The organism is Kitasatospora sp. NPDC059648, from assembly GCF_042734825.1.
In the GTDB taxonomy this organism is placed as follows: Bacteria; Actinomycetota; Actinomycetes; order Streptomycetales; family Streptomycetaceae; genus Kitasatospora.
The window spans coordinates 25,540-41,838 of the sequence record NZ_JBHWDU010000003.1; the positions used below are offsets into that span (position 1 = coordinate 25,540).

Genomic DNA, 16,299 nt, shown 5'->3' on the forward strand with positions numbered 1-16,299 from the left:
CGTCCCGGCCGTGACCGACACCTCCGACACCCGGCTCGCCGACTTCGAACAACACCGGCGGACGGTCTTCGGCATCGCCTACCGGATGCTCGGCAGCGTCGCCGACGCAGAGGACCTCGTCCAGGACACCTGGCTGCGCTGGAGCCAGGTCACCGGCCCGGTCGCCAGCCCCGGCGGCTACCTGGCCCGTACGGTCACCAACCTCGCCCTCAACCGCCTCGACTCCGCCGCCGTCCGCCGCGAGTCCTACGTCGGTCCCTGGCTGCCCGAACCGCTGGTCACCGAGCCGGACGCGACCGACGGCGTCGAGCGCGCCGAGACCGTCTCGCTGGCCCTGCTGGTGGTGCTGGAGAGCCTCTCCCCGCTGGAGCGGGCGGTGTTCGTCCTCAAGGAGGCCTTCGGCTTCTCCTACCAGGAGATCGCCGAGGCGCTGGACCGCACCGAGGCCGCCTGCCGCCAGGTCGGCAGCCGGGCCAGGGCGCACGTGCGCGCCCGCCGACCCCGCTTCGACGCCCCGCCGGAGCTGCGCCGCCGGGCCACCGACGAGTTCCTGGCGGCCTGCGTCGGCGGCGACCTCAACCGGGTGCTCGCCCTGCTCGCCCCCGACGTCACCACCTGGAGTGACGGCGGCGGGGTGATCAGCGCCGCGGTGCGGCCGGTCACCGGCGCCGACAACGTCGCCCGCTTCCTGCTCGGCCTGCTCCGCAAGCTGGGCGAGGGCGTGGGTGCCCGCCCAGTGCTGGTCAACGGCGAGCCCGGCCTGGTGATCACCGTCGACGGCGCCGTCGACTCCGTCTCGGTGCTCGACTTCACCGAGGGGCCGGACGGCACGCTCCTGGTCTCCGAGATCCGGGCCGTCCGCAACCCGCACAAGCTCGCCCACCTCGTCGACCCGGCTTGACCCTCGACCAGGTCGAGCCCCGAGAGTCACCGGCATGGAGAGCGAGCTGCACAGCATCGGCGAACTCGCCCGCGCCAGCGGCCTGGGCGTCGGCACCCTGCGCTACTACGACGGCGCCGAGGTGCTCACCCCCGCCTGGGTCGACCCGCAGACCGGCTACCGCTGGTACCGGCCCGGCCAACTCGCCGACGCCCGCCTGCTGGCCCGGCTGCGCCGGGTCGGCCTGCCGCTGACGGCGGTCCGCGCCGTACTCGCCGCCGCCCCCGGCAGCGGCGAGGCCGAGCGCGTCCTCGACGCCCACCTGCGCCGGCTGGAGGACGGCCTGTCCGATGCCCGCCGCGAGCTCTCCCTGATCCGCACGATGATCGAGCAGAGGGAGCACCCGATGACCCCCACCCCCGCCGACCTGCGCCTCACCGTCCGCGCCGACGGCCTGGCCGCCGCCCTCGACGCGGTCCGCTTCGCGGTCTGCGGCGACCCGGAACTGCCCTCCCTCGCCGGAGTGCTCTTCGAACCCGACGGCCCGGTCCTGCGCCTGGTCGCCACCGACCGCTACCGGATGGCCCTCGCCGAGCTGCCCGCCCTCGGCGTCCCCCAGCAGCCCACTGCGGGCACCATCGTCCCGACCGCCCTGGTCGACGCCCTGCGCGCGCTCCTGCCCACCGGCCCGACCGAGGTCACCCTCACCCTGGGCCCCGGCACCTTCCGCGCCGAAACCCCCGACCACCGCGTCGAGGGCACCGCGGTCGACCTCGACTACCCCGACCACCGCACCCTGACCCGGCTCGATCCCCGGCACCGGATCACCCTCCCCGCCGCCGAACTGCGCACCGCCGTCGAAACCGGCGCCACCCGCACCCTCCCCTCCGGCCCCCAGGGCACCGACTGCCAGGTGACCGTCCTGACCCTCACCGAGGACGGTCGCCTCACCGTCGCCGACGACCTCACCCCCGAGGACTTCCAGGTGGCCGTCAACCGCGACTTCCTCCTCGACGCCCTGCGCGCCGGCCACCCCGAACAACTCCTCCTCGAACTCGGCGGCCCCATCGCCCCCCTCGCCGTCCGCACCCCCGGCCGAACCGGCACCTTCTCCGTCCTGATGCCGGTCCGCCTGCCCTAGGGTCATCGCAACACCGCTCAGCCGCCTGACAGAAGAGCCCGGATGACCGCGCCCGGGCGACTCCCCGCGCCCCCCACCTCCCCGCGCGCCCCCCGCCCACCTCCCCACCCCCCTCACGCACCTCCCCCCACCCGACCCAGGCGAGAGGGACGCGCTGCGGGAGGGGCGGTGGAGGGGTGGCTGCGGAAGGGGCGTGACGGGTGATTTTCAGACTGCCAACGGCCCAAAGCCCCCACGATGAGAGTCGGCAGTCTGAAAATCACCCAGCCCCCGGAGCGGCCACCCCCGGAACCGCCCCGGCACCCACCCTCCCGAGAGCCCACCCCACCCCCAGAACCCCCGCTTGCGGCCCGCTAACACCCTGCTTGCAACAGCAAGCACTCTGCGGCAAGCTACCCCCATGGCCTCCCTGAACGTCGCCTCGCTGGGCGAGTACATCCGCGAGCAGCGCCGCAACGCGCAATACTCACTGCGCCAGCTGGCGGAGGCCGCCGGCGTGTCCAACCCCTACCTCAGCCAGATCGAGCGAGGGTTGCGCAAGCCGAGCGCGGAGATCCTGCAGCAGATCGCGAAGGCGCTGCGGATCTCGGCGGAGACGCTGTACGTCCAGGCCGGGATCCTGGAGGAGCGGCGGGGTGAGGGCCTGGAACTCCGGGCCTCGATCCTGGCCGATCCGCTGATCAACGAGCAGCAGAAGCAGGCGCTGCTCGCGGTCTACGACGCCTTTCTCAAGGAGAACGCCGCTTCGGCCGTCACCCCGCCGACCGATGGCGAGGCCACCCAGAACACCCCCCGGGAGGACCGGTAACCATGCCGATCACCGATGACATCAAGAAGACCCTCACCGACCCCACCCCGCTCTACGCCTTGGCCGGCGCCGGGGACCTCGCGTACGAGAAGCTGCGCGAGGTGCCGGGCCGGGTCGAGGCGCTGGCGGCGGACCGCCAGAGCGCTCAGGAGAAGGCGACCGCCAGGCTGCAGGAGGCGCAGGAGCTGCTGGCCGGGGCGCCGGCCAAGGTCACCGAGGCCGTCACTGCCCTCCCCACGGACCTCAAGGTCCTCCAGGAGCGGGCCCAGGACTTCGCCCTGCAACAGGTGGCCCGCGCGCTGGAGCTGGCTGTCCGGGCCAAGGAGACGTACGACGAGCTGGCCGAGCGCGGCAAGGTCGTGGTGGACAAGGCCCGCCCCCAGCACACCCCGGTCACCGAGGCCGTGGAACCCGCGGACGAGCCCGTCCGGGCCGAGCTGGTGGACGACGCCGGGGACCCCTCGCCGAAGAACTCGGCCAAGGCCCGGAAGGGCGGCGCCGACGCCGGGGAGTGACCGGCCCTCCGGCCGGACTCCCTCCGCCGGTCTCCCCTCGCCGATCCCCCTCCGCCGGTCCTCCCTCCGCAGGTGCCCCGTCCGGCCGGGGCACATCCGGTGACGGTGGGACGTTCACACGTGCGGGCGGCCGCCGTGCCAGGATGGGCGGCGGCCGGGGCGCAGCAAGCCGAGAGACGTAGGAGATCGCGATGACCGGAGTGTTCCAGATCCTGGCCTTTTCCTACCTGAACCCGTTCTGGTGGATGGCCGTCGCGATCCTGGGCTACAAGTTCTTCGCACTGGTCGACGCGGCCACCCGCCGGGAGGACGCCTACCGGGCGGCGGACAAGAAGACCAAGGGGTTCTGGCTGGCCGTGCTCGGCATCAGCTTCGGCTGGGACCTGCTGTTCGGCGCGAACTTCCTCGGCAGCATCGGCACCCTGGCCGGCCTGGTCGCCTCGATCGTCTACGTGGTGGACGTCCGCCCCGCGATCCGCGCGCTGACCGGCGGCAGCGGGCGGGGCGGCCGGAGCAACACCGGCCCGTACGGCCCCTGGTAGAGCACCCGGACGGACGAAGGCCGCAGCCCGGGCGGGAGTTCACCCGCCCGGGCTGCGGCCTTTCCCTGCTCCTCGGCTCAGCTCCCTGCTCCTCGGCTCAGCCGAGGAGCAGTTGCGCCGGGTTGCGCTCCAGCAGCAGGACCGCGACGTCGTCGGTCAGCGCGCCGCCGTTCAGTTCCTCGACCTCGGCGATCGCGCTGTCGACCAGCCGGCCCCGGGTGAGCCCGGCGGACTGGTGGTCGGCGATCAGGTCGGCCAGCCCGTCCTGGCCGAGGCGGCGCGACCCGGCGCCGACCCGGCCCTCGATCAGCCCGTCGGTGTACAGCAACAGCCGCCAGCCGGGCGGGAGTTCGACCTCGTGGGCGGGCCAGGCGGCCTGGCCGTCGTGGCACGGCAGCAGGCCGAGCGCCGGCCCCGCGAGGTCGGAGGGCAGGATGACCGGGGCGTGGTCGCGCCCGAGGAGCAGCGGCGCCGGGTGCCCGGCGAGGTGGAGCCGGGCCCGCTCGCCGGCGCCGAGCTCGTCGGGGCCGGTGGCGGCACCGGGTTCGATGACGAGCATGCAGAGCGTCGCGAAGATCTCGTCGCTGCGCCGTTCGTGCTCCAGCACGTGCTGGAGGGTGGTGAGCAGGGTTTCGCCGGTGAGGCCGGCGAAGACCAGGGTGCGCCACGCTATCCGGAGTGCGACGCCGAGCGCGGCCTCGTCCGGGCCGTGGCCGCAGACGTCGCCGATCACGACGTGGACGGTGCCGTCGTCGGTGCGCACGGCGTCGTAGAAGTCGCCGCCGAGCAGGGCGCGGCGGCGGCCGGGGCGGTAGCGGCGGGTGAAGGAGAGCCCGGCGCCGTCCAGCAGCGGGGTGGGCAGCAGGTGGCGCTGCAGTCGGGCGTTCTCCTGGCCGCGCAACTCGGCCTCGACCAGGCGGCGCTGGGACTCGTCGGCACGCTTGCGTTCGACGGCGTAGCGCAGTGCGCGGGCCAGCAGCGGGCCGTCCGTCTCGTGCTTGAGCAGGAAGTCCTGGGCGCCGGCGGCGACGGCGGCCGCGCCGAGTTCGGCCCCGGCGGCGTCGGTGAGCACCACCACGGGGATGTGCGGGGCGCGGCGGAGCAGTTCGTGCAGGCCTTCCAGGCCGTCCGACGCGTCGGAGGGGTGCGGCAGGTCGGCCGGGGAGGCCAGGTCGAGCAGCACGCAGCCGAACTCGTTGCCGCGGGAGCGCCCGCGCCGGGTGGCGGGGGAGGCCTGGGCGAGCAGCTGGGTGGCCTGTTCGAGGCCGCGGGCCCAGTGGATCTCGATCGAGGTGCCGCTGTCCGCGACCGCCGCCTTGATCAGCTGGGCGTCCGAGGCGTCGTCCTCGATGACCAGCAGCCGCAGTGGCGTGCTGCCGTCGGCGGGCCCGTCGCCGGCCGCCGGAGGGTTTCCCTGCTCGGCGAGGTGCGAGGGGTGGCGGCTGCCGTGCGTGCTCCGGACCGGCTGCGAGCGAGGGTGGGGTATCGGAGGAGTGGCCGTGGCCGGGCCGGTCGTCGGGCGGTTGCGGGCATGGCCGACGGGGGCGCCGTCATGGGCGCCCGGCAGGTCCGCGGCACCAGGTGCCCGCCCGTCTCCCGTTGCGGGCATCGGTGGTTCCTCCCTTTCCCCGACTGCGTAACGGCCGGCGTCCGTCCGCAGTGCCCGCCTGGCACCGTGCGTCGGGGAACTTCTCGCGACCATAACGTGATCTCCGGGGATTTCTCTGGCCGACCGGCGCCGTTGTGGTTATTGCCACGCCGGTGGCGGTGCGGTGGTGGAATTCGGACGACGGCTCGGATCCCGGCCCGGCGGCTGCCGGGCGGGCCCGGGGAAGGGGAGCTGGAGATGGTGACGCGAATCACCCTGGTCGAGGGTGACATCACGGAACAGCAGGTGGACGCGGTGGTGAACGCCGCCAACTCGTCCCTGCTGGGCGGGGGCGGGGTGGACGGTGCGATCCACCGCAGGGGCGGACCGGAGATCCTGGCGGAGTGCCGTCGGCTGCGGGCCTCGCACTGGGGCAAGGGGCTGCCGGTCGGACGGGCGGTGGCGACCACGGCCGGGCGGTTGCCGGCCCGGTGGGTGGTGCACACCGTCGGGCCGGTCTACCTGACGGAGGAGTACGAGGAGCGGGCTGGGCTGCTGGCCTCCTGCTATCGCGAGTCGCTGCGCGCGGCGGCCGACCTGGGCGCGCGCACGGTGGCCTTCCCGGCCGTGTCGGCCGGGATCTTCGGCTGGCCGCCGGCGGACGCGGCCCGGATCGCGCTGGGCGCCGTCGCCGGGGTGCTGGACGGCGGTGACGCGCGGGCGGGCGCGGAGCTGGCGGAGGTGCGGTTCGTGCTGTTCGGGGCGGAGATGTACCAGGTGTTCGAACGGGCCCGGGAGGAGCTGCTCGGGCCGGAGGGCTGATGGCCGACTGCTGCGGGTGCTGTGCGTGGCTGGGTGGGGCGGGCACCGGGCGGCGTGTGGTGTCGCCGCTCGGTGGTTTCCATCGTGGCGTGACGAGGCGTCAATACGCCAGAGATATTCGATAATTCGTTCGAGTGAATGCGTCGGGTCGCTCCAGTGCACGGACGGACGACCGCCCCGGCGGGCGGGCCCGTTACGGCGCGAGCGCCGCCCAGGGCAGCGTCACCTCGCCCTGCCGCCACCGCCCCCGCGCGTCCACCAGCGGCCAGCTGCCCGCCAGCGCCGTGCACGCCGCCATCCAGCGCTGCCGCGCCCCGAAGGCCCCGTACGGCGCGGCCGCCGCCCAGGCCCGGTCGAAGTCGGTCAGGAAGGCGTGCACCGGCCGCCCCGGCACGTTGTGGTGGATCAGCGCCTTCGGCAGCCGTTCGGCCAGGTCGGAGGGCTGGCCGAGGCCGCCCAGCCGGGCCGCGAAGGTCACCGTCCGGGGCCCCTCCGGCCCGAGCGCGACCCAGACGTGCCGTCGCCCGATCTCGTCGCAGGTGCCCTCGACGAGCAGCCCGTCCGGGGCGAGCCGGGAGCACAGCCGCTCCCACACCCCGGCCACCGCCGACTCGTCGTACTGCCGCAGCACATTGGCCGCCCGGATCAGCTGGGCCGGCCCGCCGCCGTCCAGCGGCACCTCGAAGCCCCCGCGCCGGAAGGTGAGCAGCGGCGGCTCGGCGTACGGCAGCGCGGCCGCGACCCGCTCCGGCTCGATCTCGATCCCGACCACCCGGACGTCCGGCCGCACCGTGCGAAGCCGTCCGGCCAGCTCCACGGCCGTCCACGGCGCCGCGCCGTAACCAAGGTCGACCGCGACCGGCGGCCGCTCGGCGCCGCGCAGCGCCCGGCCCAGGGTGTGGGCGATCCAGCGGTCCATCCGGCGCAGCCGGTTGGTGTTGGTGGTGCCCCGGGTGACCGTCCCCACCGGCCGTCCGGTCCGTCCGCGGGCGGGCGCGGCGGTCGCGGGGTCGAAGGAGGCAGCCATGTCCAGAAGGGTAGTCGGCGGCCGCGGCCCCGGTCGGACCGCGCTCTGACCTGGGCGGATGCCGGCCCGGCCGACCGGTCGCCGGGGCCGGGAATGCCGGGCGGCCATCGCGTGGTTGGCACACTGGTGGTGATGTGTGCCCGGACGGGGCAGCGCACACCGGACATGCGGCGGCCCGTTCACGCGGACCCGCCGAGACGGGCCGCACACGAGGAGGCTTCAGCCAGGTGATCCAGCACCCCGTCCGTTCGGTACGCCGTTCCCAGTCCGCCGCACCCGCGCGCGGCCGGCTCCAGTCGCTCGTCCCGGGCCGCCGCCGCCCGCGCCGGATAGCCATGCTCAGCGTGCACACCTCGCCGCTGCACCAGCCCGGCACCGGGGACGCGGGCGGGATGAACGTCTACATCGTCGAGCTGGCCAAGCGACTGGCCGAGCTCGACATCGAGGTCGAGGTGTTCACCCGGGCGATCTGCTCGGACGACGCACCGACGGTCGAGCTGGCACCGGGCGTGCTGGTCCGGCACGTCACCGCCGGGCCGTACGAGGGCCTGGTCAAGGAGGACCTGCCGGCCCAGCTGTGCGCCTTCACCCACGGGGTGCTGCGGACGGAGGCGGGCCACCGCCCCGGCCACTACGACCTGGTGCACTCGCACTACTGGCTCTCCGGGCAGGTCGGCTGGCTGGCCGCCCAGCGCTGGGGGGTGCCGCTGGTGCACACCATGCACACCATGGCGAAGGTCAAGAACGCCGCGCTGGCCGAGGGCGACACGCCCGAGCCGGCGGCCCGGGTGATCGGCGAGACCCAGGTGGTCGAGGCGGCCGACCGGCTGATCGCCAACACCACCGAGGAGGCCGCCGAGCTGGCGCTGCACTACGCCGCCCGGCCGGACCAGCTGGCCGTGGTGCACCCCGGGGTCAACCTGGACGTCTTCCGCCCCGGCGACCTCGGGACCGCCGCCGCCCGCGCCCGGCTGGGCCTGCCCCAGGACGCCGCGGTGCTGCTGTTCGCCGGGCGGATTCAGCCGCTGAAGGCACCGGACGTGCTGCTGCGGGCGGTCGCCGCGCTGCTGGAGCGCCGCCCGGGGCTGCGCGAGCGCCTGGTCGTGCCGGTGGTCGGCGGGCCGTCCGGCACCGGGCTGGCCCGGCCGGAGAGCCTGCACAAGCTCGCCGCCCAGCTGGGCATCGGCGACGTGGTGCGCTTCCATCCGCCGGTCGGCCAGACCCGGCTGGCCGACTGGTACCGCGCGGCGACGGCCCTGGTGATGCCCTCGTACAGCGAGTCCTTCGGCCTGGTGGCGCTGGAGGCCCAGGCCTGCGGCACCCCGGTGGTGGCGGCCGCGGTCGGCGGCCTGCCGGTCGCGGTGCGCGACGGCGAGTCCGGAACCCTGGTGCACGGCCACGACCCACTGGCCTGGTCGCACGCCCTGGAGCCGTACGTCACCGACCCGGCGATGGTGGCCCGGCGCGGTGCGGCGGCGGCCCGGCACGCGGCCGCCTTCGGCTGGGACAGGGCCGCGGCGACCACCGCCGAGGTGTACGCCGGCAGCCTGGCCCGCCCGGTCGGGCGGCTGGCCGGGGCGCTGCGCCGCTGACCCGTGCACCCGGTGCGGGACGTCGGCTGCGCCCGTCCGGTACCGCCGAGTAACGTCAACCCCATGGCAATCCGCACCAAGGACGAGGCCCTGACCCTCCTGCGCACCGCCCTGGACGACGCCGGGGTGGCCTGGGAGCCGGCCGCCGCCGATCCGTACACCCTGGTGGCGACCCTCCCGGGCACCCGCAAGCTGAACACCGCCTGCGCCCTGCGGGTCGGCGACCACACCCTGTCGGTGAACGCCTTCGTGATCCGCCGCCCGGACGAGAACCACGAGGCCGTCTACCGCTGGCTGCTGGAGCGCAACACCCGCCTCTACGGTGTCGCGTACGCGATCGACGGGCTCGGTGACGTCTACCTGGCCGGCCGCCTGCCGCTGGAGGCGCTCACCCCGGACGCCGTCGACCGGCTGCTCGGAACGGTGCTGGAGAACGCCGACGAGCCCTTCAACACCCTGCTGGAGCTGGGCTTCGCCTCGGCGATCCGGCGCGAGTGGGAGTGGCGCACCAAGCGCGGGGAGTCCACCCGCAACCTGGCCGCCTTCGCCCACCTGTCCGCCCCGGCCACCGGCGGGATCCCGGCCGCCGACTGACCGGGCCGGGCTCGGTCAGGCGCCCGCCGGGGCCTTCTCGCCCTCCCCCGCGGGTGCCACCTCGACCACCGCGGCCGGACGGCGCTCCGTCGCACCCGTGCGACGGGCCAGCACCACGTACCCGAGCGCGGCGGCCGTCCCGATCGCCCCGCAGACCGACCACAGCACCGCCGGCCCGGCGTACTGCAGCAACAGCCCGCCGCCCGCCGGGCCGAGCAGCGAGGCGAGCGACCAGGACAGCGAGTAGACCCCCTGGTAGCGGCCCCGCCCGTGGGTCGGCGCCAGCTCGCTGACCAGGCCCATCATCACCGGGGTGTGAAGGATCTCGCCGACCGTCCAGACCGCCACCGACAGCGCGAACAGCCAGGCCGAGGACCCGGCCAGCGCGGCCAGCCCGAAGCCCCAGCCGGTGAGCAGGCAGCTGGTGATCAGCATCGCGGTCCGCGAGCGGCCCTCCAGCCACCGGGTCAGCGGGATCTGCAGCACCACGATCAGCAGCCCGTTCAGGCCGATGACCAGCCCGTACTCGGTGGACGTGATGCCGGAGGCACCCATGTCCACGGCCAGGGTGGTACTGCCCTGCTGGAAGACCAGGGCGACCAGCAGGGTCAGCCCGACCAGCGCCATGAAGGGGCCGTCCCGGAGCACGGTGAGCAGGCTGGTCCCCTCCTCGGCCTCCGCCGCGTCCCGGCCGGGCGTGACCTGCGGCCTGGTCTCCGGGATCCGGATGAAGATCACGACCGCGCAGACCAGGGTGGTGAGGGCGTCCAGCAGGAAGAGCGTGAGGTAGCCGTGGGTGGCGATCAGGCCGGCCGCGGCGGCGGAGAGGCCGAAGCCGATGTTGATCGCCCAGTAGTTCAGCGAGTACGCCCGGACCCTGTCCTCGGCCGGGACGAGGTCGGCGATGATCGCCGAGGTGGGCGGCCGGGTGGCGTTGTTGCACAGGCCGACCAGGAAGGCCACCACGGCGATCGCCGTCTGGCCGTCCACGAAGCCGAGCACCGCGGTGGACGCCGCGGTGCCGAGCTGAGCGGCGACCAGCGTCGGGCGGCGCCCGATCCGGTCGGTCAGCACCCCGGCACCGACCGCCGCGACCGCCGAACCGGCGCCGAACAGCGAGGCCACCAGACCCGCGTAGGACGCCGAGTACCCCCGTTCGGCGGTCAGGTAGAGGGCCAGGAACGTGACGACGAAGGATCCGAGCCGGTTCACCAGGGTGCTCACCCAGAGCCACCAGAACTGCCGGGGCAACCCGCCCACCGTCTCGCGCACCAGTCTTCGGATCCGGGGGTTGGCGGCCAGGGCGACGAGCATGTGGGGGCTCCCGAGGGCAGGCGTCCGCTGAGCGGCGCGGGCAGGCCCGGTCAGCCGACGTGGGTAAGTGGCAGATAACCGCCGCACAGATTACCCAGCCCTCCAAGGTCCCCACCAGGGGTTTTCCGGCCCTCCACTAAGCTGGGGGCCATGGCTGACACGACGTACCGACTCATCCTGCTCCGCCACGGCGAGAGCCAGTGGAACCAGAAGAACCTGTTCACCGGTTGGGTCGACGTCGACCTCAACGAGAAGGGCGAGAAGGAGGCCGCCCGCGGTGGCGAGCTCCTGGCCGCCGAGGGCCTGTTCCCCGACGTGGTGCACACCTCGCTGCTGCGCCGCGCCATCCGCACCTCGCAGATCGCCCTGGACAAGGCCGACCGCCACTGGATCCCGGTCAGCCGCAGCTGGCGCCTGAACGAGCGGCACTACGGCGCGCTCCAGGGCAAGGACAAGGCCCAGACCCTGGCCGAGTTCGGCGAGGAGCAGTTCCAGCTGTGGCGCCGCTCCTACGACACCCCGCCGCCGGTGCTGGCCGACGACGCCGAGTACTCGCAGGCCGGTGACGCCCGCTACGCCGAGATCCCGAGCGAGCTGCGTCCGCGCACCGAGTGCCTGAAGGACGTCGTCGAGCGGATGCTCCCGTACTGGTACGACGCCATCGTCCCGGACCTGGCCGCCGGCAGGACCGTCCTGGTCACCGCCCACGGCAACAGCCTGCGCGCGCTGGTCAAGCACCTCGACGGCATCTCCGACGCGGACATCGCCGGCCTGAACATCCCGACCGGCATCCCGCTGGTCTACGAGCTCGACGCGGACTTCAAGCCGGTCGCCAAGGGCGGCCGCTACCTCGACGCGGACGCCGCCGCCGCGGCCATCGAGGCGGTCAAGAATCAGGGCAAGAAGTAAGCCCGAAGCCCTCAGGGCCCCGCACCCGGTTCGCCGGGGCGGGGCCTTCGGCGTTCAACCGGCCGGTGTCTGCGGCGAGTTGGGGTCTGACGGGCGGGCCTTCCCGGCTGCGTCCAAAATGGTTCAGACCATTGACGGCCGGTGGCGCCGGCTCCTACCGTGAGGGCACCGAGCTGGCGCAGGCATGCCAAGGGATCCCCCATGTCCCGGGCCGCCGCACCCCCACGCGCGCGCGTCTGCGCCCCGGCGCACTCTCCATCCACCCCCACGGAGGAGCACCATGCGCACACGTCATCTGGTCGGGGCGGCCGTCGCCGCGCTCGCGATCCCGCTCACCCTGGCCGTCCCGGCCCAGTCCCACGGCTACATCACCACGCCGCCCAGCCGGGCCGCGCTCTGCGACGCGGACGCGAGCGCCGTCCCGTGGGACTGCGGCGACATCCAGTGGGAGCCGCAGAGCGTCGAGGGCCCGAAGGGCTTCCCCTCGGGCGGGCCCTCCGACGGCACCATCTGCGCCGGCGGCAACGCCCGCTTCGCCGAGCTGGACGACCCGCACGGCGGCGCCTGGCCGACCATGCCGGTGACGGCGGGCCAGCAGCTCACCTTCACCTGGAGGTTCACCGCCAGGCACGCGACCACCGACTTCAGGTACTACCTGACCAAGCCGGGCTACGACGCCTCCCGGCCGATCACCCGGTCCAGCCTCGACCTGACGCCCTTCCTGGTCGTCCCGTACGGCGGGGTGCAGGTGCCCAGCACGCTCAGCCACACCGCGACCCTCCCGAGCGGGCGCACCGGGCACCAGGTGGTCGTCGCGGTCTGGACGATCGCCGACACCGGGAACGCCTTCTACTCCTGCACCGACGTGCAGTTCTGACCCGCCGACCACAGGACGAGGCGGCCCGGGTGCACGACCGTGCACCCCGGGCCGCCTCGTGGTTCGGTGGCGGTGGAGTTCCTCAGTGACCGCCGCAGCAGCCGCCGTCCGCGCCGCCGCACTGGCAGGGCGCGCCGGACTGGCAGCCGCAGCCGCAGCCCGGTCCGCAGCCGCAGCCGGCCGCGAGGACGGGCAACAGCTTCGGGGCGGGCGGCTCGACGGTGTCGTGGGCGGTTGCCGGTCGGGTCGGGTTGGCCTTCATCGAGCTCTTCCCTCCTAGTGACGGGCACGCCGCGGTGCCCCACCGTCGAGTGAAGCCGCCGTTCGGCGGGAGCGTCAACGGGCGCGCGGTGGTGGGACGTACGGGGGACCGTGCGTCCGCACCACCCTCGCCACAGGTTTACTCACTCCCGGGGCGAGCGACGGTCACTCCGCCCCGGCAGCCCCCGCAGCCTCGGTGGCGGCCACGAACTCGGCCACGTGCTCGCCGGTCACCAGGTACACCACCCGCTTCGCGACCGACACCGCGTGGTCCGCGAAGCGCTCGTAGTAGCGGCCGACCAGGGTGATGTCGACGGCGGTCTCGATGCCGTGGTGCCAGCGCTCGTCGATCAGGTGCGACAGCAGTTCGCGGTGCAGGGCGTCGATCCGGTCGTCGTCCTGCTCCATCTCCAGGGCCTTGTCGACGTCCTTGGTGGCGATCACCAGGCCCGCCTTGGCCACCAGGCGCTGTGCGAGCTGGCCCATCTCCAGGACGGTGGACTGCAGGTCGGCGGGCACCGCCGACTCGGGGTAGCGCATCCGCGCCACCTTGGCGACGTGCCGGGCGAGGTCGCCGCAGCGCTCCAGGTCGGCGCTCATCCGCAGCGAGGTGACCACGATGCGCAGGTCGGTGGCGACCGGCTGCTGACGGGCGAGCAGGTCGATGGCCCGGTTCTCCAGCTCGTGGTGGAGGTCGTTGATCTTCTCGTCGGCGGCGATCACGCCCTCCGCCAGCGCCAGGTCCGCGTCGAGGAGAGCGGTGGTGGCCCGGCCCAGGGCGGAGCCGACCAGCCGGGCCATCTCGACCAGGCTGTCGCCGATCGCATCGAGTTCCTCGTGGTACGCGTCGCGCATGTTCTCTCCTCAGTAGCTGTGTCGGTGGCGGTGCCGACCGGTCAGCCCGTCCGACCGTCGTTCCGGCGCTCGGGCGACCGCTGCTGGTGGCGCGAATGGTACGCGCACACCCGAGACCCCGGCCGCCGTTCGGCGCACCGATCTCTCCCACACGGGCTGCATGGCCAACTCTCTGCCGTTCGGGCGACGGCGCACGGCCGCCGGAGTGAATCGGCAGCTACGTGGAGGTGAATTCTCGGGAACGCGTGGTCGATGCCTTGATCCAGCCCTTGGGGAGTGGCGCGGCCGTGCGCTTACGCTGGCCACATGGACGTGAACGTGGCCGCTGCCGCTGCCTGCGCCATAGCCGGGCTCGGCGTCGGCCTCACCGCCTCCATCGCCTTCCGCTGGAGCGAGCGCGAGCAGGCCAGGGGCAGGTACGCCAGCGGCAAGCAGTACGGCCGGTACCAGGCGCTCGGCACCGGCAACCCGGAGCCCCCGCTGCCGCCGGGGGTCGACACCGTGCTCTCCGTACTCCGTTCCTGCGCGATCGTGCTGGGCGAGGGCGACGAGGTGGTCAAGGCCAGCTCGGCGGCGTACGCGATGGGCCTGGTGCGCGGCGGTGCCGTCGCCGTGGACCAGATGCTCGCACTGGCCCGCGCCACCCGCCGGGACGGCGAGATCCGGCAGGTGGAACTGGAGGTGCCCCGCCCCGGCGCGGCCCGCGCGGCCGAGCCGCTCGCGGTCTCCGTCCGGGTCGCCCCGCTGGGCTCCCGGCTGGTGCTGGTGCTGGTCGAGGACCAGACCGAGCGCCGCCGGGTGGAGGCCGTCCGCCGGGACTTCGTGGCCAACGTGAGCCACGAGCTCAAGACCCCGGTCGGCGCCCTGTCCCTCCTCTCCGAGGCGGTGGCCGACGCGGCCGACGACCCGGAGGCGGTGCAGCGCTTCGCCGGCCGGATGCAGGTCGAGGCGACCCGCCTGGCCAGCCTGGTGCAGGAGATCATCGACCTCTCCCGGGTCCAGGACGACCGGCTGATGGTCGACCCGGAGCCGGTCGCGGTGGACGAGCTGATCGCCGAGGCGATCGACCGCTGCCGCCAGCAGGCCGCCGCCAAGCAGATCCTGATCGCGGCCGGCGGCATCGCCGGGCTCTACCTGCACGGCAACCGCGGCCAGCTCGCCGCCGCGCTCGGCAACCTGGTGGAGAACGCCGTCAACTACAGCCCGCCCCGCACCCGGGTGGCCATCGCCACCCGCCGTATCTCCAGTGCCGCGGCGCTCGGCGAGGCGGACGGCGAGCTGATCGAGATCTCGGTCACCGACCAGGGCATCGGCATCTCCGAGAAGGACCGCGAGCGGGTCTTCGAACGCTTCTACCGGGTCGACCCGGCCCGCTCCCGGCAGACCGGCGGCACCGGCCTCGGCCTGTCCATCGTCAAGCACGTCGCCGCCTCGCACGGCGGCACCGTCTCGGTGTGGAGCGTCGAGGGGCAGGGCTCGACCTTCACCGTCCGCCTGCCCGCCGGCCAGGCGCCCGCCGACGAGGAGCTCGACGCGGACGACCTCGGGGACGACGGTCCGGGCGGCGACGACCTCGCCGACGGCTCCGACTTCGACGGCTCCGACGGCTCCGACGGGGCCGCCCTCGCCGGCGACGGGTCCGACGACCGCGAACCCCGCCGACCCCGCGCCGAGCCCGGTGCCGACACCGCGGGGCCCGCCGCGGCACCCCGAACCCTCACCACGGACCGCACCGACCGTACGGCCCGTTCGCTCCCCGCCGGGGAGCGGCAAGTACCCCTGACAAAGACAACCCAGCTTGCCCCGGAGGCCTGATCGTGACCCGAGTACTGGTGGTCGAGGACGAGGAGTCGTTCAGCGACGCCCTCTCGTACATGCTCCGCAAGGAGGGCTTCGAGGTGGCCGTCGCCGCGACCGGCCCCGACGCCCTGGAGCAGTTCGAACGCAACGGCGCCGACCTCGTCCTGCTCGACCTGATGCTGCCGGGCCTGCCGGGTACCGAGGTCTGCCGCCAGCTCCGGGTGCGGTCCAACGTCCCGGTGATCATGGTGACCGCCAAGGACAGCGAGATCGACAAGGTCGTCGGGCTGGAGATAGGCGCTGACGACTACGTCACCAAGCCGTACTCCACCCGCGAGCTGGTCGCGCGGATCCGTGCGGTGCTGCGCCGCCGCGGCGAGGACGGCGGCGCGGGCGAGAACGGCGGCGGCCCGGGCGCCCTGGAAGCGGGCCCGGTCCGGATGGACGTCGACCGGCACGTGGTGACCGTGGACGGCGCCAAGGTCGACCTGCCGCTCAAGGAGTTCGACCTGCTGGAGATGCTGCTGCGCAACGCGGGCCGGGTGCTCACCCGCATGCAGCTGATCGACCGGGTCTGGGGCGCGGACTACGTCGGTGACACCAAGACCCTGGACGTCCACGTGAAGCGCCTGCGGGCAAAGATCGAGCCCGACCCGGGCGCGCCGCGCTACCTGGTCACCGTTCGCGGCCTGGGCTACAAGTTCGAGCCGTAAACCGCGGTCCGAGCAGACGCGGGAGGCCCCCGCCGGCAGCCGCCGGCGGGGGCCTCCGCAT

Annotated in this window: 17 protein-coding genes; 12 read left to right on the top strand and 5 right to left on the bottom strand. The window is 73.9% G+C overall.

The window, feature by feature from the left end; translation table 11 throughout:
• The first annotated feature begins 10 nt into the window (after nt 1–10).
• The 5 genes from ACFV1W_RS02895 to ACFV1W_RS02915 all read left to right on the top strand — a co-directional run bounded on the left by ACFV1W_RS02895 (nt 11) and on the right by ACFV1W_RS02915 (nt 3,886).
• On the top strand, nt 11–901 hold the full coding sequence (locus ACFV1W_RS02895) for an RNA polymerase sigma-70 factor (protein ID WP_380412500.1): 891 nt from the start codon (nt 11–13) through the stop codon (nt 899–901).
• A gap of 34 nt (nt 902–935) precedes the next feature.
• Nucleotides 936–2,021, top strand: coding sequence for a MerR family transcriptional regulator (locus tag ACFV1W_RS02900; protein WP_380412502.1), 1,086 nt, complete (start codon nt 936–938; stop codon nt 2,019–2,021).
• A gap of 400 nt (nt 2,022–2,421) precedes the next feature.
• Nucleotides 2,422–2,829 (top strand): helix-turn-helix domain-containing protein, encoded by a 408-nt coding sequence (locus ACFV1W_RS02905; protein WP_380412504.1) that lies wholly within the window; start codon nt 2,422–2,424, stop codon nt 2,827–2,829.
• Between the two features lie 2 nt (nt 2,830–2,831).
• Nucleotides 2,832–3,344: a hypothetical protein gene (locus ACFV1W_RS02910; RefSeq protein ID WP_380412506.1), complete on the top strand. Its 513-nt coding sequence runs from the start codon at nt 2,832–2,834 to the stop codon at nt 3,342–3,344.
• Nucleotides 3,345–3,535: 191 nt separating this feature from the next.
• Nucleotides 3,536–3,886 (top strand): DUF2516 family protein, encoded by a 351-nt coding sequence (locus ACFV1W_RS02915; RefSeq protein ID WP_046387329.1) that lies wholly within the window; start codon nt 3,536–3,538, stop codon nt 3,884–3,886.
• Between the two features lie 97 nt (nt 3,887–3,983).
• Here the strand turns inward: ACFV1W_RS02915 and ACFV1W_RS02920 are convergent, their stop codons facing one another.
• Nucleotides 3,984–5,495: a PP2C family protein-serine/threonine phosphatase gene (locus ACFV1W_RS02920; protein WP_380412509.1), complete on the bottom strand. Its 1,512-nt coding sequence runs from the start codon at nt 5,493–5,495 to the stop codon at nt 3,984–3,986.
• A 240-nt stretch (nt 5,496–5,735) separates the two neighbouring features.
• On the opposite strand from ACFV1W_RS02920, the gene ACFV1W_RS02925 reads away from it, so the two are divergent.
• The gene (locus ACFV1W_RS02925; protein ID WP_380412808.1) at nt 5,736–6,296 is read left to right on the top strand and encodes an O-acetyl-ADP-ribose deacetylase; all 561 of its coding nucleotides are present in this window, start codon (nt 5,736–5,738) and stop codon (nt 6,294–6,296) included.
• A gap of 193 nt (nt 6,297–6,489) precedes the next feature.
• On the opposite strand, the gene ACFV1W_RS02930 is transcribed toward ACFV1W_RS02925, so the two are convergent.
• Complete coding sequence (locus ACFV1W_RS02930; protein WP_380412511.1) at nt 6,490–7,323, bottom strand: class I SAM-dependent methyltransferase; 834 nt, start codon at nt 7,321–7,323, stop codon at nt 6,490–6,492.
• A gap of 227 nt (nt 7,324–7,550) precedes the next feature.
• Here ACFV1W_RS02930 and mshA point away from each other — a divergent pair, with 227 nt between their 5' ends.
• Together mshA and ACFV1W_RS02940 are read left to right on the top strand one after the other, a co-directional pair.
• The gene (mshA, locus tag ACFV1W_RS02935) at nt 7,551–8,915 is read left to right on the top strand and encodes a D-inositol-3-phosphate glycosyltransferase (protein ID WP_380412513.1); all 1,365 of its coding nucleotides are present in this window, start codon (nt 7,551–7,553) and stop codon (nt 8,913–8,915) included.
• 63 nt (nt 8,916–8,978) lie between these two features.
• On the top strand, nt 8,979–9,509 hold the full coding sequence (locus ACFV1W_RS02940; RefSeq protein WP_380412515.1) for a YbjN domain-containing protein: 531 nt from the start codon (nt 8,979–8,981) through the stop codon (nt 9,507–9,509).
• Nucleotides 9,510–9,524: 15 nt separating this feature from the next.
• On the opposite strand, the gene ACFV1W_RS02945 is transcribed toward ACFV1W_RS02940, so the two are convergent.
• A complete protein-coding gene (locus ACFV1W_RS02945; RefSeq protein WP_380412517.1) occupies nt 9,525–10,823 on the bottom strand; it encodes an MDR family MFS transporter in 1,299 nt (432 codons plus the stop codon).
• A 150-nt stretch (nt 10,824–10,973) separates the two neighbouring features.
• Between ACFV1W_RS02945 and ACFV1W_RS02950 the strand changes: the two genes are divergently transcribed.
• On the top strand, nt 10,974–11,732 hold the full coding sequence (locus tag ACFV1W_RS02950; RefSeq protein ID WP_030288521.1) for a phosphoglyceromutase: 759 nt from the start codon (nt 10,974–10,976) through the stop codon (nt 11,730–11,732).
• 280 nt (nt 11,733–12,012) lie between these two features.
• Nucleotides 12,013–12,609 carry a lytic polysaccharide monooxygenase gene (locus ACFV1W_RS02955; RefSeq protein ID WP_380412519.1) on the top strand — a complete coding sequence of 199 codons (597 nt, stop codon included), beginning with the start codon at nt 12,013–12,015 and terminating at the stop codon, nt 12,607–12,609.
• An 82-nt stretch (nt 12,610–12,691) separates the two neighbouring features.
• Here the strand turns inward: ACFV1W_RS02955 and ACFV1W_RS02960 are convergent, their stop codons facing one another.
• Nucleotides 12,692–12,871 (bottom strand): hypothetical protein, encoded by a 180-nt coding sequence (locus ACFV1W_RS02960; protein ID WP_030288526.1) that lies wholly within the window; start codon nt 12,869–12,871, stop codon nt 12,692–12,694.
• A gap of 164 nt (nt 12,872–13,035) precedes the next feature.
• The gene (gene phoU / locus ACFV1W_RS02965) at nt 13,036–13,725 is read right to left on the bottom strand and encodes a phosphate signaling complex protein PhoU (RefSeq protein ID WP_380412521.1); all 690 of its coding nucleotides are present in this window, start codon (nt 13,723–13,725) and stop codon (nt 13,036–13,038) included.
• A 306-nt stretch (nt 13,726–14,031) separates the two neighbouring features.
• Here phoU and ACFV1W_RS02970 point away from each other — a divergent pair, with 306 nt between their 5' ends.
• Both ACFV1W_RS02970 and ACFV1W_RS02975 read left to right on the top strand, forming a co-directional pair.
• Nucleotides 14,032–15,540: a sensor histidine kinase gene (locus ACFV1W_RS02970; RefSeq protein WP_380412522.1), complete on the top strand. Its 1,509-nt coding sequence runs from the start codon at nt 14,032–14,034 to the stop codon at nt 15,538–15,540.
• Between the two features lie 2 nt (nt 15,541–15,542).
• Nucleotides 15,543–16,238, top strand: a complete 696-nt coding sequence (locus ACFV1W_RS02975) for a response regulator transcription factor (protein ID WP_030061050.1) — start codon at nt 15,543–15,545, stop codon at nt 16,236–16,238.
• Nucleotides 16,239–16,299: the final 61 nt, after the last annotated feature.

Coding starts and splice junctions, on each gene's coding strand:
- ACFV1W_RS02900 (WP_380412502.1), top strand. CDS start 936: ATGGAGAGCGAGCTGCACAGCATCGGCGAACTCGCCCGCGCCAGCGGC.
- ACFV1W_RS02905 (WP_380412504.1), top strand. CDS start 2,422: ATGGCCTCCCTGAACGTCGCCTCGCTGGGCGAGTACATCCGCGAGCAG.
- ACFV1W_RS02910 (WP_380412506.1), top strand. CDS start 2,832: ATGCCGATCACCGATGACATCAAGAAGACCCTCACCGACCCCACCCCG.
- ACFV1W_RS02915 (WP_046387329.1), top strand. CDS start 3,536: ATGACCGGAGTGTTCCAGATCCTGGCCTTTTCCTACCTGAACCCGTTC.
- ACFV1W_RS02920 (WP_380412509.1), bottom strand. CDS start 5,495: ATGCCCGCAACGGGAGACGGGCGGGCACCTGGTGCCGCGGACCTGCCG.
- ACFV1W_RS02930 (WP_380412511.1), bottom strand. CDS start 7,323: ATGGCTGCCTCCTTCGACCCCGCGACCGCCGCGCCCGCCCGCGGACGG.
- ACFV1W_RS02940 (WP_380412515.1), top strand. CDS start 8,979: ATGGCAATCCGCACCAAGGACGAGGCCCTGACCCTCCTGCGCACCGCC.
- ACFV1W_RS02945 (WP_380412517.1), bottom strand. CDS start 10,823: ATGCTCGTCGCCCTGGCCGCCAACCCCCGGATCCGAAGACTGGTGCGC.
- ACFV1W_RS02950 (WP_030288521.1), top strand. CDS start 10,974: ATGGCTGACACGACGTACCGACTCATCCTGCTCCGCCACGGCGAGAGC.
- ACFV1W_RS02955 (WP_380412519.1), top strand. CDS start 12,013: ATGCGCACACGTCATCTGGTCGGGGCGGCCGTCGCCGCGCTCGCGATC.
- ACFV1W_RS02960 (WP_030288526.1), bottom strand. CDS start 12,871: ATGAAGGCCAACCCGACCCGACCGGCAACCGCCCACGACACCGTCGAG.
- phoU (WP_380412521.1), bottom strand. CDS start 13,725: ATGCGCGACGCGTACCACGAGGAACTCGATGCGATCGGCGACAGCCTG.
- ACFV1W_RS02970 (WP_380412522.1), top strand. CDS start 14,032: ATGGACGTGAACGTGGCCGCTGCCGCTGCCTGCGCCATAGCCGGGCTC.